General features: G+C 62.2%; 18 protein-coding genes. 9 read left to right on the top strand and 9 right to left on the bottom strand.

Going from position 1 to position 18,643, the window contains the following annotated elements; all coding sequences use genetic code 11:
• The coding region (locus IB264_RS33150; RefSeq protein WP_192435200.1) for a Gfo/Idh/MocA family protein at positions 1 to 747 on the top strand (747 nt) is incomplete at its 5' end.
• Between the two features lie 8 nt (positions 748 to 755).
• Here the strand turns inward: IB264_RS33150 and IB264_RS33155 are convergent.
• Together IB264_RS33155 and IB264_RS33160 are read right to left on the bottom strand one after the other, a co-directional pair.
• Positions 756 to 1,772 carry a substrate-binding domain-containing protein gene (locus tag IB264_RS33155; RefSeq protein WP_025428077.1) on the bottom strand — a complete coding sequence of 339 codons (1,017 nt, stop codon included), beginning with the start codon at positions 1,770 to 1,772 and terminating at the stop codon, positions 756 to 758.
• 65 nt (positions 1,773 to 1,837) lie between these two features.
• Positions 1,838 to 3,061: an alpha/beta hydrolase gene (locus IB264_RS33160; RefSeq protein ID WP_239637579.1), complete on the bottom strand. Its 1,224-nt coding sequence runs from the start codon at positions 3,059 to 3,061 to the stop codon at positions 1,838 to 1,840.
• A 334-nt stretch (positions 3,062 to 3,395) separates the two neighbouring features.
• Here IB264_RS33160 and IB264_RS33165 point away from each other — a divergent pair, with 334 nt between their 5' ends.
• Genes IB264_RS33165 through IB264_RS33190 form a run of 6 tightly spaced genes read left to right on the top strand, consistent with a single transcriptional unit; the run spans position 3,396 to position 9,747 of the window.
• Positions 3,396 to 4,451, top strand: a complete 1,056-nt coding sequence (locus tag IB264_RS33165) for a dipeptidase (protein WP_025428075.1) — start codon at positions 3,396 to 3,398, stop codon at positions 4,449 to 4,451.
• 49 nt (positions 4,452 to 4,500) lie between these two features.
• On the top strand, positions 4,501 to 6,141 hold the full coding sequence (locus tag IB264_RS33170) for an ABC transporter substrate-binding protein (RefSeq protein ID WP_025428074.1): 1,641 nt from the start codon (positions 4,501 to 4,503) through the stop codon (positions 6,139 to 6,141).
• A gap of 42 nt (positions 6,142 to 6,183) precedes the next feature.
• Positions 6,184 to 7,227 carry an ABC transporter permease gene (locus tag IB264_RS33175; RefSeq protein ID WP_025428073.1) on the top strand — a complete coding sequence of 348 codons (1,044 nt, stop codon included), beginning with the start codon at positions 6,184 to 6,186 and terminating at the stop codon, positions 7,225 to 7,227.
• Positions 7,224 to 8,156: a nickel transporter permease gene (gene nikC / locus IB264_RS33180; RefSeq protein WP_025428072.1), complete on the top strand. Its 933-nt coding sequence runs from the start codon at positions 7,224 to 7,226 to the stop codon at positions 8,154 to 8,156. Before IB264_RS33175 ends, nikC begins: the two co-directional genes overlap by 4 nt.
• Entirely contained in the window at positions 8,153 to 8,986 is an 834-nt protein-coding gene (locus tag IB264_RS33185; protein WP_025428071.1) for an ABC transporter ATP-binding protein, read from the top strand. Before nikC ends, IB264_RS33185 begins: the two co-directional genes overlap by 4 nt.
• Complete coding sequence (locus IB264_RS33190; protein ID WP_025428070.1) at positions 8,983 to 9,747, top strand: ABC transporter ATP-binding protein; 765 nt, start codon at positions 8,983 to 8,985, stop codon at positions 9,745 to 9,747. Before IB264_RS33185 ends, IB264_RS33190 begins: the two co-directional genes overlap by 4 nt.
• 192 nt (positions 9,748 to 9,939) lie before the next feature.
• Here the strand turns inward: IB264_RS33190 and IB264_RS33195 are convergent, their stop codons facing one another.
• From IB264_RS33195 to IB264_RS33225, 7 genes are all read right to left on the bottom strand, one after another.
• On the bottom strand, positions 9,940 to 10,677 hold the full coding sequence (locus tag IB264_RS33195) for a hypothetical protein (protein WP_038576354.1): 738 nt from the start codon (positions 10,675 to 10,677) through the stop codon (positions 9,940 to 9,942).
• Positions 10,678 to 10,737: 60 nt separating this feature from the next.
• Positions 10,738 to 11,970 carry a class I SAM-dependent methyltransferase gene (locus IB264_RS33200; RefSeq protein WP_025428068.1) on the bottom strand — a complete coding sequence of 411 codons (1,233 nt, stop codon included), beginning with the start codon at positions 11,968 to 11,970 and terminating at the stop codon, positions 10,738 to 10,740.
• A gap of 7 nt (positions 11,971 to 11,977) precedes the next feature.
• Positions 11,978 to 13,042: a CDP-glucose 4,6-dehydratase gene (gene rfbG / locus IB264_RS33205; protein WP_025428067.1), complete on the bottom strand. Its 1,065-nt coding sequence runs from the start codon at positions 13,040 to 13,042 to the stop codon at positions 11,978 to 11,980.
• Complete coding sequence (gene rfbF / locus IB264_RS33210; protein ID WP_025428066.1) at positions 13,039 to 13,806, bottom strand: glucose-1-phosphate cytidylyltransferase; 768 nt, start codon at positions 13,804 to 13,806, stop codon at positions 13,039 to 13,041. Before rfbF ends, rfbG begins: the two co-directional genes overlap by 4 nt.
• A gap of 214 nt (positions 13,807 to 14,020) precedes the next feature.
• A complete protein-coding gene (locus tag IB264_RS33215) occupies positions 14,021 to 14,797 on the bottom strand; it encodes a cephalosporin hydroxylase family protein (protein WP_025428065.1) in 777 nt (258 codons plus the stop codon).
• A gap of 41 nt (positions 14,798 to 14,838) precedes the next feature.
• Entirely contained in the window at positions 14,839 to 15,639 is an 801-nt protein-coding gene (locus IB264_RS33220) for an NAD(P)-dependent oxidoreductase (protein WP_025428064.1), read from the bottom strand.
• Positions 15,636 to 16,067, bottom strand: a complete 432-nt coding sequence (locus tag IB264_RS33225) for a DapH/DapD/GlmU-related protein (protein WP_239637559.1) — start codon at positions 16,065 to 16,067, stop codon at positions 15,636 to 15,638. Before IB264_RS33225 ends, IB264_RS33220 begins: the two co-directional genes overlap by 4 nt.
• Positions 16,068 to 16,301: 234 nt before the next feature.
• On the opposite strand from IB264_RS33225, the gene rfbC reads away from it, so the two are divergent.
• Both rfbC and IB264_RS33235 read left to right on the top strand, forming a co-directional pair.
• On the top strand, positions 16,302 to 16,835 hold the full coding sequence (rfbC, locus tag IB264_RS33230; protein WP_025428062.1) for a dTDP-4-dehydrorhamnose 3,5-epimerase: 534 nt from the start codon (positions 16,302 to 16,304) through the stop codon (positions 16,833 to 16,835).
• 89 nt (positions 16,836 to 16,924) lie between these two features.
• Positions 16,925 to 18,637, top strand: coding sequence for an adenylate/guanylate cyclase domain-containing protein (locus tag IB264_RS33235; protein WP_038577375.1), 1,713 nt, complete (start codon positions 16,925 to 16,927; stop codon positions 18,635 to 18,637).
• Positions 18,638 to 18,643 lie beyond the last annotated feature (6 nt).

The following is an 18,643-nucleotide window of genomic DNA, read 5'->3' on the forward strand; positions in this document are numbered from 1 at the left end:
GCCAAGGCGGCGGAAATGGCCGATGCCGCCGAGCGATCGGGGCTGGTGACCATGGTCAACCTGACCTATCGCAATGTCGCGCCGCTGCAGAAGGCGCGGGCGATGGTGCTGGCCGGCGACGTCGGCAAACTGCGTCATCTGGAGGCGTCCTATCTGCAGAGCTGGCTCGTCTCCAAGGCGTGGGGCGACTGGGCGACGGAATCGCAATGGCTCTGGCGGCTGTCGACCAAACACGGCTCGAACGGTGTGCTGGGCGATGTCGGCATCCATATCCTCGATTTTGCCGGTTATGGCGCCGGCACCGAGGCCGAGCGGATCTTCGCGCGGCTGAAGACCTTCGACAAGGCGCCGGGAAACCGCATCGGCGAATATGACCTCGACGCCAATGACAGCTTCGTCATGACGGCCGAGTTCGGCAACGGCGCCATGGGCGTGATCCATGCCAGCCGCTGGGCCACCGGCCATCTCAACGAGCTGCGGCTGCGGCTGCATGGCGACAAGGGGGCGCTCGAAGTGGTTCATACGCCCGATGGCTCGACGCTTCGCGCCTGCCTCGGCACGGATGTTGAAACGGCAACCTGGCGTGATGTCGATGCCGGCACGGTGCCGACCAACTACCAGCGCTTCGTCGCCGCGGTTCGGGATGCCAAGACGGTCGAGCCCGGCTTCCGCCATGCGGCAAACCTGCAGAAGGTGCTCGATCTGGCGATGGAGACCGAGGCGGAAAGGCGCGAACTCTCGGTCTGATAAACGCCTCAGCCGGCCGGCGGGGCGGTGGAGTTGCGCATGACCAGCTCCACCGGCCAGACCTCGTTGAGGTCGGCGGCCGGCGTGCCCTGAAGCAGATCCAGAACCATTTCGGCGATCCGCGTTCCCGCAGCGCGGATTGACGAGCGTGTGGTGGTGAGCGTTGGGATCAGGTTCTCGGGGCTGAGATACGGAAAGACGTCGTCGTGGGCGATCAGCGAGATATGTTCGCCGACCGTCATTCCGGCGCTGCGGATTGCCCGCATGGCGCCGAGTGCCGACATCATCGAGCCGGCCAGCACCGCCGTCGGCCGGTTCTCCTGAGCCAGAAACCCCTGCATCAGGCGAAAGCCCATCTCGTCGGTGAAATCGCCGTTGCCGAGCAGGTTGGGATCGATGCCGATGCCGCGAGCGCCAAGCGCCGCCGCATAGCCATCCTGGCGGTGTTCGGTAAAGGTATAGCCGCGATGGCCGTTGACGAGCGCGATGCGGCGATGACCGAGCGCGGTCAGTAGGTCGGTTGCCTGGCGGATCGCGCCGTAATTGTCGATGTCGAGAAAGGCGAAATTGCCTGCCGTCTCGGTTCGTCCGTGCAGGACGAAGGGCAGCCGCAGGTCTGTCAGCAGAGCGATGCGGGGATCGTCGACCGCGGGCGAATGCAGGATCACCGCATCGACGCGCTTGCTGGCTGCAAGCCGGCGATAGGTCGCAAGCTCCGCTTCCCGACTGTCGACGGTTGAAAGCAGGATATCGACGTCGGCCTGTTGCAGCCGGCTACCGAGCCCACCCATGAACTCGCTGGTGTGCGGGCCGAAATCGCCGCCGCCGCGAAAGACGATGCCGATGGTGCCGACGCGTCCGGTCGCAAGCCCAAGCGCGCTGGTGTTCGGTCGGTAACCAAGTTCGGCCGCCGCCTTCAGCACCCGTTCGCGCGTCGCCTTCTTGACTTCCGGATAGCCGCTGAGCGCGCGGCTGACCGTCGTTTGAGATAGCCCCAGCCGGCCTGCGAACTCCTTGAGATTCATTTCATTTTCCCGTTGCCGTGGAGATCATAGCCTACCGGGCTTTGCCCGTGCAACAAGGCATGGCGTCAGGGGGCAACAGTCGAGCCGACGGTATTTTCCACTGATTGGCCAAGACGACGGACCTGATTGCCGTAGTTGGCGCGGGTACGCGGGTCGAAGATCATGATCGGCGTGGACACCGCGATGCTGGCAGCACTGCCGACGGTCTGGGCGGTGCCCAGCGCCACCGCGCCGACGCGTTCGCCGAGGCCGACATCGGAATCGGTCACCGTCTGCCCGGCGATCAGCCGGTTGCCGAGCAGTTGCACAACCTCAGGGCTTTCGGCGAATTTTCCATGATTCAGCTTGTCGCCGCCCTTGAGTGCCGTCAGGTCGAGAACGGTGATACCGGCCTGTTCCAGCTGGGTGCGATAAGGCTCGACCGTCGGGTCGATCTGCCCGAGCCGATCGATATTGCCGGAGATCCGGCGCGAGAGGTTGAGCGCGCGGTCGTCGCGTGACACGAACAGCGTGAATTTCGGCCGTGCCTTGCCCATCGCCTGGATCTGCTTGCCGAACACGTCGACGTCGAGATCCGGCGAGGCGAGAATGACGTCGGTAATCTTCGGTGCAATGCGGCCGTCGCGGATTGCCATCTGTCTGAGCGCCTCGACCGTGACCCAGGATCCCATCGAGTGGGCCATGACGGTGATTTCGCCGACCTTCGGGTCGCGGGAAGCGCGGCGCAGCAAATCTTCCAGCGCATCGCGGGAATAGTTGGTGCTTTCCTTGTCGTAATTGTAGTCGAAGACGCTGGCGCGCGACGGCCAGGTGAAGATCACCGGCGCGACGTCCGTTCCTGAATCGTGGACGATCTGGGCATAACGATAGACCGCATCCTCATAACGGTTGTTGAAACCGTGAACGAAGATCAGCACGCGCCGGCTTTTCGGCAGGTTGCCCTTCAGCCAGGACTGCGCATCATCCTTGCCCTTGAGCGGCGTTACGCTGACCGTTGAAAACTCGCGTTCGGGATTGGCAGGCAGTTTCTTCGGCCATTGAACCTGACCGACCTCGCGGTTCTTGCCCGGCGGGATCGAGACGACGATTTCCGTCAATGAGAGTTCGTCCGAGCGCTCACCGCTGAAAAGCACGCCCGGCTCAGTAGAGGGCGCGCGGGTGGTGGCGACCAGCAGGTCGACCTCCGAAGCGCCGCCGGCCGTTCCCGAGGGAACGAGCACGCCGACGGGCCGGCTGGCGCAGGCTGCGAGAAAGGATGCCAGGAACAATATGCTGGCGACGCGGCTGATTTGGCCCGGTCGGCCAGCCAGAGAGAACAAACGCAGCAACAAAACCCCCAATGCCGCATCATGCGGCGTGCCGATCCGTCATCGGGACCAGGCAATTCTCTTGCCTGAGAAATGGCAGGATTTCTGCCCTCGGAATAGCTTTTCGGCCTGTTCGGGACCTTTCTGGCGTCGCACGTGCGGCAAACATGCAACATTTCGCGACAGGCGGCCCTGGGTAAAACCCCTCGATATTCATTGAAAAGGGTTTGACCTTTCAATAGCATCCGATCTTCCTTCTTTCGGTGCGGCATCGCATGCCTCATCTGATCTCCCTGAAAACATAAGGAAATCCGGAATGCAGGCGGTTTTCGATGGCCATAATGACGTGCTTCTGCGGCTGTGGCAGAACGCACGCAAGGGAAGCGACTCCGTTGCCGAGTTCGTCGAGGGTACCGATAAGGGGCATATCGATGCGCCACGTTCGAAAGCCGGCGGTCTCATTGGCGGTCTCTGCGCCATCTACGTGCCCTCCGGCGATCTGGTGCTGGCGGGGCCGGACGAGAACGGCCACTATGTCACGCCGCTCTCGGCACCGCTCGAGCATTTGCCGTCGCTCGGCGTTGCCGTCGAGATGGCCGATATTGCGGTTCGTCTCGACCGCGCCGGTGCCTGGAAGCTTTGCCGGTCGACGGCGGAGATCCGCGATGCAGCCGGGCAGGGCACTTTTGCATCCGTTCTGCACATGGAAGGCTGCGAAGCCATTGGTGCCGATCTGTCCGCACTCGAAACCTTCTACGCCGCTGGCCTGCGTTCGCTTGGACCGGTGTGGAGCCGCCACAACGTCTTTGCCCACGGCGTGCCCTTTGCCTTCCCGATGTCGCCCGATACGGCGCCTGGCCTGACCGAGGCCGGCTTCGAACTGGTGAAGGCGTGCAACCGCTTGGGCATCCTGATCGATCTCGCCCACATCACCGAGAAGGGCTTCTGGGATGTCGCCAAGACGAGCGACCAGCCGCTGGTTGTCAGCCATTCGAACGCCCATGCACTGACGGCGGTTGCGCGTAATCTCACAGACAAGCAGCTGGATGCCGTCAGCGAGAGCAAGGGGCTCGTCGGCCTCAACTACGCAACCACGATGCTGCGCGCCGACGCGCAGGAAAATGCGGCGACACCGCTTTCCGATATGGTCCGCCACATCGACTACATGGTCGAGCGCATGGGCATCGACTGCGTCGGGCTCGGTTCGGACTTCGACGGCGCGACGATACCGGAAGACATCGCCGACGCTGCGGGCAGCCAGAAGCTCGTTGCCGCGCTTAGTGGCGCCGGATATGGTGACGCCGAACTGGCAAAGATATGCCGGGAGAACTGGCTGAGAGTTCTGGGGCAGGCTTGGCACGAGGCCGCCTGATCCATGAAGAAGAGCCCCCAAAGGGCACAAACGAGGGAACTGCAAAAAAATGATGCACAAGCTCAATGGACGTCTTCGTCTTCTGACCGCTTCGGCAGCGCTGGCCATGGTGATGGCCGCGACCGCACCGGCCTTTGCCGAAACGCCGAAGGACACGCTGGTCGAAGCCTTTGCGATCGACGACGTTATTTCCATGGATCCGGGCGAAGCCTTCGAGCTGACCGCGGCCGAAATCACCGGCAACACCTACAGCATGCTGGTGCGCCTCGACATCAACGACACCACCAAGATTGTCGGCGATCTCGCCGACAGCTGGACGGTTTCCGATGATGGTCTGACCTATACGTTCAAGCTGAAGTCCGGCCTGAAGTTCGCCTCCGGCAACCCGGTAACCGCTGCTGATGTCGCCTGGTCGTTCGAGCGCGCTGTCAAGCTCGACAAGAGCCCCGCCTTCATCCTCACCCAGTTCGGCCTTACCGGCGACAACGTGACGGAAAAGGCCAAGGCCGTAGACGATACGACCTTCGTCTTCACCGTCGACCAACCCTATGCGCCGAGCTTTGTCTTGAACTGCCTGACGGCGACCGTTGGTGCCGTGCTCGACAAGAAGCTGGTGCTCGAAAACGTCAAGCCGGTCACGCCAACGGATGACTACAAGTACGACAACGACTTCGGCAACGAATGGCTGAAGACCGGCTATGCCGGTTCGGGTCCGTTCAAGCTGCGCGAATGGCGCGCCAACGAAGTCATCGTTCTCGAGCGCAACGACAACTACTATGGCGAACAGGCCAAGCTCGCCCGCGTCATCTATCGTCACATGAAGGAAAGCTCGGGCCAGCGCCTGGCGCTGGAAGCCGGCGACATCGACATCGCGCGCAACCTGGAGCCGGGCGATTTCGACGCCGTTGCGAAGAATGCCGACCTCGGCACGACCAATGCGCCGAAGGGCACGGTCTATTACATCAGCCTCAACCAGAAGAATGCCAACCTTGCCAAGCCCGAGGTGCGCGAGGCCTTCAAGTATCTGGTCGATTACGATGCGATCGGCTCGACGATCATCAAGGGCATCGGCGAGATCCACCAGAGCTTCCTGCCGAAGGGCGTGCTGGGTGCCCTCGACGAGAACCCCTACAAGTTCGACGTCGCCAAGGCGAAGGAACTCTTGGCCAAGGCCGGTCTCGCTGACGGCTTCACCGTCACCATGGACGTGCGCAACGGCCAGCCGGTCACCGGCATTGCCGAATCCTTCCAGCAGACACTCGGCCAGGCCGGCGTGAAGCTGGAGATCATCCCCGGCGACGGCAAGCAGACGCTGACGAAGTACCGTGCCCGCAACCACGACATGTATATCGGTCAGTGGGGCATGGACTATTTCGACCCGAACTCGAATGCCGAAACCTTCACCAGCAACCCGGACAACTCCGACGAAGGCAAGAACAAGACGCTTGCCTGGCGCAATGCCTGGGACGTTCCGGAACTGACGAAGAAGACCAAGGATGCCCTGCTCGAGCGTGACAGCGCCAAGCGTGCGGAAACCTACAAGGAACTGCAGAAGACCGTTCTCGGCGAAAGCCCGTTCGTGATCATCTTCCAGCAGACCGAAGTTGCCGGCTACCGCGGCAACGTCAAGGGCCTGAAGCTCGGCCCGAGCTTCGACACCAACTTCGTTGCTGGCATCTCGAAGGAATAACCCGAAAGGATAGTTCCCTTGAGCATGAGCGGAACAGAACGGATGGGCGGGCGCCGACGCGCCCGTCCGGCGAAGATCATGGGCGCCGTGTTGCGCTTCCTCGTGATCGTCGTCACCACCTATCTCGGCCTTCTGGCCGTGACCTTCTTCATCGGCCGGGTGATCCCGATCGACCCGGTGCTCGCCGTCCTCGGCGACCGGGCGCCGACGCATGTCGTCGAAAGGACGCGCGAGGCGATGGGGCTGAACCTGCCCCTGTACCAACAATTCTTGATCTATGTGCGCCAGGCGCTGACCGGCGACTTCGGTATTTCAGTGCTGACGACCAACCCTGTGATGACCGATATCCGCCGCGTGTTCCCGGCGACCATGGAGCTTGCGACGCTCGGCACCCTGCTCGGCGCCATCTTCGGCGTGCCGCTCGGTGTTCTCGCTGCCGTCAAGCGCGGCAGCATCGCCGACCAGATCGTGCGCATTATCGGCCTTGTCGGCTATTCCGTGCCGATCTTCTGGCTGGCGCTGCTGTCGCTCCTCGTGTTCTACGCCCGGCTGAAGTGGGTCGCCTATCCCGGCCGTATCGATATCGTTTTCGAATACACCTTCACGCCGATCACCGGCTTCTACCTGTTCGACGCGCTCTGGCAACGTCAGTGGGATGTGCTGTGGGACGTCTTCCGCCACATCATCCTGCCGGCATCGCTGCTCGGTTATTTCTCGCTGGCCTATATCAGCCGCATGACGCGCAGCTTCATGCTCAATGAGTTGCAGCAGGAATACATCGTTGCCGCCCGCGCCAAGGGGCTCTCGGAATCCCGCATCATCTGGGGCCATGCGCTGCGAAATGCCGCCGTGCCGCTCGTGACCGTGATTGCGCTTTCCTATGCCGGGCTGCTCGAAGGTTCGGTCTTGACCGAAACCGTCTTCGCCTGGCCGGGCCTTGGCCTCTACATCACCAATTCGCTGCAGAATGCCGACATGAATGCCGTTCTCGGTGGCACCATCGTCATCGGTTCGGTCTTCATCGGCATCAATCTGCTGTCCGATCTTCTCTATCGGACGCTTGACCCAAGGACGCGCCAGCGATGAGCACCGTCACTGAAACACGCCCGATGACACGCCGCGAATGGCTGTTGTCCGACCGGCCGCAATCGCGCACCCAGGCGCGCCTCGGCCGCGCCTACATGACCTGGCAGCGCTTTTCCGCCAACAAGCTGGCCGTTCTCGGCCTGTTGATCCTGCTGGCATTGGTGTTCGTCGCCGCTTTCGCCAACGTGCTGGCACCGCATTCGCCCTATATCGGCGACCTCGCCAATGCCCGCTTGCTGCCGCCCGGCACCCAGGGTTATCTGCTCGGCACCGATGATCTCGGAAGAGACATTCTCTCTCGGCTCATCCACGGCTCGCGGCTGACGCTTGCCGTCGTGCTTTTGGTCGCGATCATCGCCGCACCCGTCGGCCTCATCGTCGGCGCGGTCGCTGGCTATGCCGGCGGATGGGTCGATGCGGTGCTGATGCGCATCACCGATATCTTCCTCGCCTTTCCGAAGCTGGTTCTGGCTCTCGCTTTCGTGGCAGCGCTTGGCCCGGGCATCGAGAATGCCGTCATCGCCATCGCCATTACCTCCTGGCCACCCTATGCCCGCATTGCGCGCGCCGAGACGCTGACGGTGCGCAATTCCGACTACATCGCCGCGGTGCAACTGATGGGCGCGTCGCCGACCCGCATCGTCTTCCGGCATGTGATGCCGATGTGCATGTCGTCGCTGATCGTGCGCGTCACACTCGACATGGCCGGCATCATCCTGACGGCCGCGGGCCTCGGCTTCCTCGGCCTCGGCGCACAGCCGCCGCTGCCGGAATGGGGCGCGATGATCGCATCCGGTCGCCGCTTCATCCTCGACCAGTGGTGGGTTGCCACCATGCCCGGCGTCGCGATCCTGATCGTCAGCCTCGGCTTCAACTTGCTTGGCGACGGCCTGCGCGACGCGCTCGACCCGCGGGAGAGCGGACAATGAACCCGCTTCTGACCGTTGACGACCTGAAGGTCTCGTTTCCAACCCGCACAGGGGTGGTTGAGGCCGTGCGCGGGGTCTCGTTCACGCTCGGCCGCGAGCGCCTCGGCATTGTCGGCGAGAGCGGCTCCGGCAAGTCGCAGACGGGGCGGGCGATCATGGGTCTGACGCCGGCGCATGCGCGGGTCACGGCCAAGACGCTTTCCTTCGAAGGCATCGACCTGCTTTCGGCCGCGCCGAAGGTGCGTCGGGATTTGCGCGGCAAGCGCATCGCCATGATCCTGCAGGACCCGAAATACTCGCTGAACCCGGTGATGAGCATCGGCCGGCAGATTGTCGAGACCCTCAAACGCCATGAGAGCGTCAGCCGCGCGGAAGCGCGTGAGCGGGCGCTTGACATGCTGGAGGCCGTGCAGATCCGTGATCCCGGGCGCGTCTATGATCTCTACCCGCACGAAGTCTCGGGTGGCATGGGGCAGCGCGCGATGATCGCGATGATGCTGGTGGCTGGCCCGGAACTTCTGATCGCCGACGAACCGACTTCGGCGCTCGACGTGACGGTCCAGCTCGAAGTGTTGTCGATCCTCGACAAGCTGGTCGCCGATCGCGGCATGGGCCTGATCTTTGTTTCGCACGACCTGCGGCTGGTGTCGTCGTTCTGCGACCGCGTCATCGTCATGTATGCCGGAAAGATCGTCGAGGAACTGGCCGCTTCCGACCTCGCAAACGCCAAACATCCCTATACCCAGGGCCTGTTGAACTGCATGCCGGCCATCGGTTCCGATCGCCATCCCCTGCCGGTTCTTGATCGCAAACCGGAGTGGGCCCTATGACGACCGCCACCGTATCCGTCGAAAATCTTGTCGTCACCTATGACGAGTTCAAGGCGCTGGACGACGTCAGCATCGACGTCGCGCCCGGTGAATCCTTCGGGCTCGTCGGTGAATCCGGTTCGGGCAAGTCGACCTTGCTTCGCGCGGTCGCCGGCCTTGCGCCGGTGACGTCAGGCAAGGTCCGCGTGCATGACCGGGTTCTGATCGGCAACCGCCGGGACAAGGCGTTTTATCGCGACGTGCAGATGGTGTTCCAGGACCCCTATGGTTCGCTGCATCCGCGCCAGACGATCGACCGCCAATTGCTCGAACCTCTCGCCATTCACGGCGTTGCCGATGGCGAACGCCGCATTCTGAAGGCGCTCGATGAAGTCGGCCTCGGCTCGGGCTTCCGCTTCCGCTACCCGCATCAGCTGTCCGGCGGCCAGCGCCAGCGCATTGCCATTGCCCGGGCGCTGATCCTCGAGCCCTCGATCCTGCTTCTCGATGAGCCGACTTCGGCGCTCGACGCCTCCGTGCAGGCCGAGGTCCTGAACCTGCTCGAACAGGTTCGACGCGACCGAAAGCTCACCTTCATCATGGTCAGCCACGACCTCGGCGTCGTCACGCACATGTGCGACCGCCTGGCGGTGATGCAGAACGGACGGGTGGTCGAACGCCTGTCCTCGGCGGATCTTGTCGCCGGGCGGATCGGCGAAGAGTACACGCGCAACCTGATGGTTGCGAGCAAGGGCTTCCAGCGCAAGGGTGCCGCTGCCTGACTTCAAGGGTTGCACAGTTGGGCCTGACAGGGCCCGACTGTGGTCCAAGGACCCTGGAATAGTTGGGCCTCTCGTTGAGGCGCGCAGCGCGCGACGAGGAGCGCGCGTCACATATGGACGCCATGGCGCCTTTAAGCACGTGGCATTGATTTCTCCCGCAACCGATTCCGATTTTGGAAGAAAAATAAGGCGTTAGCTTGCCTTCTCCCAGATCGATGTGGCGTTGGCAATGACCTTGCGGATGTTGCGCTGCTCGCGCCACTCGCGTCCCATGTCGCGAATGACCGGCTTTCTTTCCGGCGAGAAGATGTAGTTGCGGTAGCCTGCGACGTAGCCTTCCAATGCCGGGTTGACGCCGGAATAGAACTGCTTCTCCGGGTCGCGCGACAAGTCCATCATCTCGGCGCAGCGGCGCGCGAACGTCCCGCGCAGGATAGATGGGGAGGTCGTGAATTTCGGGAAGGTGCGGAAGAGCGGGATCTTGATCCCAAGCAGGCGGCCATACTCGTTTCGCTGATGGAAGTGCCCTTTTCGGCGGATATCCCAGTTCTGATCGGCGGTGTGAAACGACACCTGCATGATCGACGGATCGGCAAAGGGGGCCAGCAGATCCTCGCCCACGTCGCGCAGCGCGACCCAGTCGTCTTCCAGATGGAAGACATAGTCCGACGTGGTCGCGGCCCATACTCTTGCGACTGCGGCGCAAAAACCCGGATGCTGCGGTTCGGAGATCGTCGCGTCGGGGAAATGGCCGCGAACGATGTCGACGCAGGCGGCATGATCCTCCGGCGAGCCGAAGACGGGATCGAGATTGAGATGGGCGATCCCCACATCAAAACGGCATAGGACCTTTTCACGGAAGCTGTTCAGCGTTGCTGAAAGCAACTCCGGTCGCCTGGTTGCGACAATGCAAAGATCGATCCTGGACATTGTGCTCCTGCCCGATGCCGTTTCCTTCGCCGTTATCGCGGATTTTGATGAAGAGTTGGCCTAAATCAAGCGGACGAATGGTATGGCGACGACGAAACGACCGCCCCAGGCGCGGATGGTGGCATTGTCAGCGACGATTTCGTCGGTCAGGTTCCAGGGAAGGATAACGAGATAGTCCGGCTTGGCCACCTCCAGGTGGCTCGGCGCATGCACCGGGATGTGGGTGCCGGGCAAAAGCTTGCCCTGCTTGAGGTCGTTGCGATCGACCGCAAAGGCGATCTCGCCGGGCTTCACGCCGCAGACATTGAGGAAGGTATTGCCCTTCGCGGCTGCACCATAGGCAGCGACCGTCTTGCCCTCGGATTTGGCGAGAGCGAGGAAGTCACGGAATCCCTGGCAGACAGCGGCGATGCGCGTATCGAATTTCGCGTAGGTCTCCATCTGCGTGAGGCCAGCGGCCTCTTCGCTCGCACGTATCGATGCCAGGCGCTCCGTCGCCGGGCGCGTGCCGGTTTCGGTCTGGGCGAAAACCCGTAGCGAGCCGCCGTGGGTCGGCAACTCTTCCACATCGAAGACCTTCAGGCCGGATGCTGCAAAAATGCGTTCAACCGCCGCCAGTGAGAGATAGGAATAGTGTTCGTGATAGATCGTGTCGAACTGGACGCCTTCCATCAGGCGCAGCAGATGCGGAAACTCGAATGTTGCGACGCCATCCGGCTTCAGCAGAATTGCAAAGCCGGCGACGAAATCGGCGATGTCGGGCACGTGCGCCAGCACATTGTTGGCGGCAGTCAGGTCCGCACGGATGCCGCGGGCAACCAGGTCCGTTGCCGTCTTCCGGCCGAAAAAGGCGACCTCGGTCGGAACGTTGCGGGTCTCGGCGATCTTGGCCGCGTTGGCTGCGGGCTCGATGCCCAGAACCGGAATATCCTTGGCGACGAAATATTGCAGCAGGTAGCCGTCATTGGACGCGATCTCCACCACCTGCGAGGCTCCATCGAGCTGGAAGCGCTCGGTCATGGCATCGGCGTAGCGACGGGCGTGATCGAGCCAGCTGCTCGAAAAGGAGGAGAGATAGGCATAGCCATCGGTGAAGATTTCATCGGCCGGCACGGTTTCCGTCGTCTGAACGAGCAGGCACTCGGAACAGACCATTGCCTTTAGCGGGAAGGCGCGTTCACGCGCGATCGCTTCCTCGGTCGGCTCCAGGAAGGAGTTGGACCAGGGGGTCGATCCCAGATCGGCGACGACGGTCTTAAGCGGGGTCGAGCAGAAGCGGCAGTTGTGGGACATTGGGTCGTCAGCCTTTCATGAATGCGTCGATCTGGTCGAGCGTCAGAGCGCGAGCGTCGCCGCCCTTGCGCCAACCGTCGTACCAGTTTGCCGTCCACGCGATCGCTTCGTCTTGCGAAAGTCGGGAGGCCCAAGAGAGAGTCATGGCGGCAAGCGCCGGATCGAGCCCGAGCGTCTGCATTTCCCGCGGCTGGTCGGTCGAGGAAACATCGCGCCATTGCGGCGGCAGGCCCATCGCGGCCTGGACCGCTGAGGCGACGTCACGGACGGGGATCTGACGCTCGGCAGGCGAGGGGCCGAAGTTCAGGGCATCAACGGCAGTCTCGCCGGCATAGAGCGCTTCGGCATAGACGAAATAGCCGTTGAGGCAGTCAAGCACATGCTGCCACGGCCTCGTCGCCATGGGGCTGCGAATATCGAGCGCCTTGCCGGACAGAGCAGCGCGGACAATGTCGGGCACCAGTCGGTCGGTCGAAAAATCGCCGCCACCGAGCACGTTGCCGCCGCGTGCTGTCGCTACCCGGATGCCGCGCTCACGCAGGAAGGCATCACGCCAGGTCGAGACGACCAGTTCACAGGCGGCCTTGGAGCCGGAATAGGGATCGTGCCCGCCGAGCGTCGCATCTTCGGGAAAGTGCCTTCCGCTTTCGTCGTTGCGGTAGACCTTGTCGGTCGTGACCACGACGATTGCCTTCAATGCCGGAGCAATGCGTGCTGCCTCGAGCAGGCGCACGGTGCCCATGACATTGACATCGAATGTTTCGGCAGGGGTTCTGTAGCTTTCTCGCACCAGCGGCTGTGCCGCCATGTGCAGGATGATCTCGGGATTGCTCTTTTGCACCGCGGCCGCGAGCGCATCGGCGTTGCGGATGTCGCCGAGATGCTCCTTGCCGTCAGCCTGTCGCAAAAGGGTGTGCAACGACGGCTCGGCGAGCGGCGCCAGCGCATAGCCGGTGACGTCGGCACCCATTTGCCTGAGCCACAGCTGCGCCCAGCTTCCCTTGAACCCGGTATGCCCGGTTAGAAAGATGCGCTTGCCCGCCCAGAAGTTCCGGTTTGCCAGGCGGCTCATGCCCAGATTTTCCACGGCGCCGAGCCCTGCTGCCAGAGCTCTTCGAGTTGGGTCTTGTCGCGCAGGGTATCCATCGGTCGCCAGAAGCCATCGTGGGGGAAGGCCATCAGTTGCCGGTCTCTGGCAAGGCCCTCCAGTGGCTTGCCCTCGAAGGACGTGCTGTCGCCCTCGATGCGATCGAGAACGCTTCGGTTCAGCACGAAGAAGCCGCCATTGATGCGGCCGTTGTCGCCGGCCGGCTTTTCCGTGAAGCTTCGCACCTCGCCGTCATGGGTCGCCAGCGCACCGTAACGCCCCGGCGGCATGACGCTGGTAACCGTTGCTTCTCTGCCGTGGCGAAGATGAAAGTCGGTCAGCGCCTTGATATCGACATCGGCAACGCCGTCCCCATAGGTCAGGCAGAACGTATCACCCAAGTGGTCCGCCACGCGCTTCAGCCGTCCACCGGTCATCGATTCCGTGCCCGTATCTACCAGTGTCACGCGCCAAGGTTCAGCCTTGTTGGAGTGAAACAGCGTTTCACCCGTCGCCATGTCATAGGTCACGTCGGATGAGTGGAGGATGTAGTTGGAGAAGTACTCCTTGATCATATAGCCACGGTAACCGAGGCAGATGACGAAGTCCGAGAAGCCATAGTGGCTATAGATCTTCATGATGTGCCAGAGGATCGGCCGCCCGCCGATCTCGATCATCGGCTTCGGGCGCAGATGGCTCTCTTCCGAGATGCGGGTCCCGTAGCCACCCGCAAGAATGACAACTTTCATACGACTGCCCCTTGACGCAGTTTACGATATAATACCGTGAAGGATTGCTCCAATAGCGCTATCTGCCGCGGACGGCCCCTCTATATCAGCAGCCGCTTGCCCGATCTACATCTGCAATCGCTTACGCAATTTCGGTTTATTGGCAGCGAGAAATCGCTTTTTTTGACGCACACTTTCGATCGATACGCTGACGAGTGGGTTCTCCAACGGGCTGCTAGGCCCTGAGAAGAAAGCCCTCCGGAGCCACGGTCACCAGAAGCTTGCCGTCAATTTCGCCATTGACGCTGAATTCGGGATGGTCCGCCAGATAGGCGCGCACGGCCGTCTTGGGGTTGTCGCCGACGTTCCACGGACGGTCATTGAAGAAGTCCCGTGGGAGGTCCTCGACGAATGTATCGAACACCACGCAGTAGCATCCCGAGGTGACGAGGGGGGCATAGGCTTCCAGTTCGGCGAGCACGTGATCGTGCGTGTGCATGGAGTCGAGGCACACCATTACCCGTTCGTATCCCTGCGCCGCCTGTTGAACCTGGTCAACGACGTCCTTGGCGATCGAGGAACCTTCGATCAGCTGGATTCTCGACGCCATTGGATGCTCTTCAATGGCCTTGCGATTGTGCTTGCGGATGTCGATATCGATGCCGATCACCTTGCGGTTCGAGACCTTCGGATCGATCGTGACGCCTTTTTCGATCGCATCGCACATATCCAGCATCGCCAGCAGCGAGGCGCTCAGAACGATCGAGCCGCCATGCGCGATACCGGTCTCGATGATCAGGTCCGGCTTTGTCGCCCAGACCAGTTCCTGCATCGCCTGGATGTCCTGCGGATACTGGATGATCGGGCGCCCCATCCAGTCGAAATTGTAGACGTAGCGTTTGTCCATGGACATCTGCCGCCATTGCGACGACAGCGCGGTGAACGCCTCGTCGGTGCCGTAGCCGGCAATGGCAGCCATGCGCTCTGCGGAGAATTGCTTGATCGGGTCCATCCGAAGTCCTTTCGGTCGATGCTGAGGATCGCCAGCGTGTTTTAAGGGGCAAACGAGAGTATGTCCGCAATTCTGTCGATAACGCGCTCTGGTTTAAACGCGAACTCGGCCCGTATGCGGTCGATGTCTATCGGTGGGAATGTGATTGTCGGAGCATGGTCGGCGACGTCAACCCGGCAGCCCGTGTGGCGAGCGAGCCCAGTCACCCAGTCAGCATTGCTGGTCTGTTGACCGCTCGCCACGTTGTAGATCGTTTCCTGTCCATTTTCGGCAATTTGCGTCAAGAGTTTAACCGCGTCGTCGATCCAGATATAGTCCTTGGCCGACGCCATACTGCTCCGCAGCGTGATGTGACCGGCCGCTGCTTCCCGACAGAGATCGCCGATGAAACTCTCCGATGTGGCCGATGCCGGCCCGACGACGTTGGACAGGCGGGCGATGCGCACATTCGGCCTGCCGGACGCATTGCAGATTGCCTCACCTGAAAGCTTGGAGAGATTGTACAGATCCGATGGGTTGCCGGGGCGAACGGTCAAAGCTGCCAATTCGTCCGTGTTCGTGCTGCCGGCATAGACCCGCGTCGACGACAAATAGAGAAACGACGTGAAGTCGCAGTCTCGCAGCAGTTCGGCGGCCAAGCTGACATGCGCCTCGATCGTATCGAAAGGTCTCTGCCGAAAGTCGGCCGTAAGCCCTATGGCGTAGATCACATGCGTGCCATGGCAGGCCTCGGTCAGGCGGGCGTCGCGTGCAGGGGCGATCACTTCGTGGCCGAGTGACGTCAGATAGGTCAACAGGTGGCGCCCGACAAAGCCGCGGGCGCCGAGCAGGGTAAATCTCAAGATCGATATCCCAGGGTTCTCAATGGATTCCCGCCGGTGATCGAATAGGCCTCGACCGTGCCGCGCACGATGCTGCCTGCCGCGATCACGCAGCCCTTGCGCAGGATAGTTCCATCGAGAAGCACACAATTGGCCCCAAGCCAGACATCGTCCTCGATGACGATACCGCCTCTGCTTTCCTGGAAGCCCTGCTCACGTATCGGGCGGCTCTTGTCGCGGAATTCGTGATTGACGGGTGCAAGCGTACAATTCGCGGCGATCAAGACATTGTCGCCGATGGTGATGCCGTGACCGCTGTAGAAAACGCATCCACTGTTGATCGTGCAGTTGCGGCCGATCACGATGTCGCCACTGCCGCCGGCCGGCTTGAACTTCACGAAACTGTCGATGACCGAGTTCTCGCCGATCACGTATTTCGAACCGCGCACGGAGGCTTCCAAATCAGCCAGGTCGCTTATCCGCGCCGTGAGGTGTGCCTCGATCATTGTTCAAGCCGTTCGCTGTGCACGGCCTGCACCAGTCGCACCCTGCAGGGTCACACTACGCTTGTCCGTGCTTGCATTTCCGCGCGTCTTATGTCCTGAGAATTTGTTGGCCGTCAATATCTGCGGGCTGGAACACGACCCTTGTTCTGCCCACCGACCCGTTCCACGAGAAAGCCGATGTCGCGTTTCAATCGTATCGCCACACCTATCCCCGATCTTTTGGTCATCGAGCGTCAGCGCTTTGGCGACGAGCGCGGGTTCCTCTCGCGCTTCTTTTGCCGCGAAGAGCTTGCCGATTTCGGCGCCGATGGCACGATCGCCCAGATCAACCACACGATGACGCACCTCAAGGGCACGATCCGTGGGATGCATTTTCAGCGTGCGCCGCATGACGAGGCCAAGTTCGTGTCCTGTCTCGCCGGCTCCGTCTTCGATGTCGCCGTCGATCTGCGCCCGGGTTCGCCCACCTACCTGCAATGGCACGGCGAGGTTCTGAGCGCAGAGAACGCGCGATCGATGATGATCCCCGGTGGATTTGCGCATGGATTTCAGACGCTCTGCGAAGACTGCGAACTGATCTACCTGCATGACAAACCCTATGCGCCGGAGGCGGAGGGCGGGCTCAATGCGTTCGATCCGAAGCTGGCGATCGGCTGGCCGTTGCCTGTCGCCCAGATGTCGGCGCGCGACCAGGCATTCACCTATATATGAAGCGATTGCTAAAATAGCGTCTGCTGCCTGATCCCTTGCATTGTGCTATCCTCTCGCGCTGGCGGCCGAGTGTCGGCGAGGCGATGGAGATGCAGCGCAAGCTGGTTGCGATCATGGTGGCGGATTTCGTCGGGTCGACCGCGGCGATGGAATCCCATGAGGAAGAAGCCGTCGAATGCGTCTCTGCGTGCCTGAAGGCCGTGGGCGACACGGTCGCGCGCCATGATGGCCGGGTCTTCAACACCGCCGGCGATGCCGTGCTTGCGGAGTTCACGAGCCCGGTCAACGCCCTTCGCGCAGCCATGGAGGCGCGCAGCTCGCTTGCGGCCATCCCCGATGCCACGCCCAACCACATGCGCTTCGGGTTGCATCTTGCCGATGTGCTTGCCGTCGGCGACGACCTCAGGGGCAACGGTGTCAATCTCGCCGCCAGGCTGCAATCGAGTGCTGCCGCCGGCGAAATCGAAGTTTCCCAAGCTCTGTACGAGCAGGTGCGGCGGGTCTCGCCCTGCGCCTTCGAAGAGATCGGCGAGCGTCGCTTCAAGGGTGTCAGCGAGCCGATGCGTGTCTATCGGGTCGGGACGACGATCGACAGGCATCGGTTTCTCTCGGCGCCGACGCGCGAGGCGCCGCCGGCCGCGATGCGGCCCAATTCGGTGATCGTCACGCCCTTCGTCGCCTTCGCTGCCGGTCAAGACGACCAGTCCTTCCTGACGGAGGGGCTGACCGACGACCTCACGCTGGAGCTCGGCCGGCTGAAGAGCCTGTTCGTCAGCTCGCGGTCGGCCTCCGTGGTCCTTGCCATCCGTGATCCCGTCGAGGTGGGGAGGGCACTGGGGGTGCGCTATGTCGTTTCGGGCTCCGTGCGCAAACTGGGTAGCCTCGTGCGGCTCAACGTGTCGCTGTGCGAGACGACCCACGGGCATCTGGTCTGGTCCGACCGGATCGAGCGGCCGTTCGAGGAGCTGCTTGCCATCATCGACGAGGTGACCGCCCGCATCGCCGCAACAGTGGCAGGACGGATAGAGCAGGCGGAGCTGGTCGCCGCGCGGCTGAAGCGGCCGGACAACATGTCGGCCTACGAGTACTACCTGCTTGGCCTCGACCACCATCGCCTGATCGGTGTCGCCGATCGGCATATCGGCGAAGCCATGCACTGGTTCGAGCGCTCGATGGATGCGGATCCAACCTTCGGACGGCCGGTCGCCATGCATGTGTGCGCCTGGAGCAACCTGCCCGATTTCGACCTTTCGGCCGGCGAGCAGCAGGTCGCACACGCGCTCGATCTCGATCCTACCGACCCGGACTCCCATCGCATCATGGGTGCGATCAAGTGCATGGAAGGCGACTTCGCGGCATCGCGGCATCATCACGAGCGGGCGATAGACCTGGCGCCCAACGATGCCTACATCGCGGGCCGTTGTGCGGCTTTCTACACCTATGCGAACGAGGCGGAGCGGGCGCTCGAGCTGCTCGACCGGGCGGAGATGCTGGACCCGTTTCTACCGGTGTGGATTGTAGAGGAGCGCGTCGCCTCGCTCTATGTGCTCGGCCGGCATGACGAGCTTTTTGCCGTGGCGCGGGCGCTTCCCTATCAGACCCGGCGCACGCTGATCTATCGTATCGCCGCGCGGATGGCGCGCGGCGATATTGACCGGGCGCGCCAGTTGGTGGCGCAGATCCAGGCGCTCGATCCAAAACTGACGGCCGGCTATATCCGCACCCAGGAGTTCTTTAGGGATCGGACGATCACCGAAGCGCTTGTCGATCGCGTGCATGCCGCGGGCTTGCCATTGGCCTGATGGCGC

The organism is Ensifer sp. ENS11, from assembly GCF_014851895.1.
In the GTDB taxonomy this organism is placed as follows: domain Bacteria; phylum Pseudomonadota; class Alphaproteobacteria; order Rhizobiales; family Rhizobiaceae; genus Ensifer; species Ensifer canadensis.

Excerpts from the sequence above, each read along its gene's own strand:
- rfbF (WP_025428066.1), bottom strand. The coding sequence starts at position 13,806 with ATGAAAGTTGTCATTCTTGCGGGTGGCTACGGGACCCGCATCTCGGAA.
- IB264_RS33170 (WP_025428074.1), top strand. The coding sequence starts at position 4,501 with ATGATGCACAAGCTCAATGGACGTCTTCGTCTTCTGACCGCTTCGGCA.
- IB264_RS33195 (WP_038576354.1), bottom strand. The coding sequence starts at position 10,677 with ATGTCCAGGATCGATCTTTGCATTGTCGCAACCAGGCGACCGGAGTTG.
- IB264_RS33200 (WP_025428068.1), bottom strand. The coding sequence starts at position 11,970 with ATGTCCCACAACTGCCGCTTCTGCTCGACCCCGCTTAAGACCGTCGTC.
- IB264_RS33175 (WP_025428073.1), top strand. The coding sequence starts at position 6,184 with ATGGGCGGGCGCCGACGCGCCCGTCCGGCGAAGATCATGGGCGCCGTG.
- IB264_RS33235 (WP_038577375.1), top strand. The coding sequence starts at position 16,925 with ATGCAGCGCAAGCTGGTTGCGATCATGGTGGCGGATTTCGTCGGGTCG.
- IB264_RS33165 (WP_025428075.1), top strand. The coding sequence starts at position 3,396 with ATGCAGGCGGTTTTCGATGGCCATAATGACGTGCTTCTGCGGCTGTGG.
- IB264_RS33185 (WP_025428071.1), top strand. The coding sequence starts at position 8,153 with ATGAACCCGCTTCTGACCGTTGACGACCTGAAGGTCTCGTTTCCAACC.
- rfbG (WP_025428067.1), bottom strand. The coding sequence starts at position 13,042 with ATGAGCCGCCTGGCAAACCGGAACTTCTGGGCGGGCAAGCGCATCTTT.
- IB264_RS33190 (WP_025428070.1), top strand. The coding sequence starts at position 8,983 with ATGACGACCGCCACCGTATCCGTCGAAAATCTTGTCGTCACCTATGAC.
- rfbC (WP_025428062.1), top strand. The coding sequence starts at position 16,302 with ATGTCGCGTTTCAATCGTATCGCCACACCTATCCCCGATCTTTTGGTC.
- IB264_RS33155 (WP_025428077.1), bottom strand. The coding sequence starts at position 1,772 with ATGAATCTCAAGGAGTTCGCAGGCCGGCTGGGGCTATCTCAAACGACG.
- IB264_RS33215 (WP_025428065.1), bottom strand. The coding sequence starts at position 14,797 with ATGGACCCGATCAAGCAATTCTCCGCAGAGCGCATGGCTGCCATTGCC.
- nikC (WP_025428072.1), top strand. The coding sequence starts at position 7,224 with ATGAGCACCGTCACTGAAACACGCCCGATGACACGCCGCGAATGGCTG.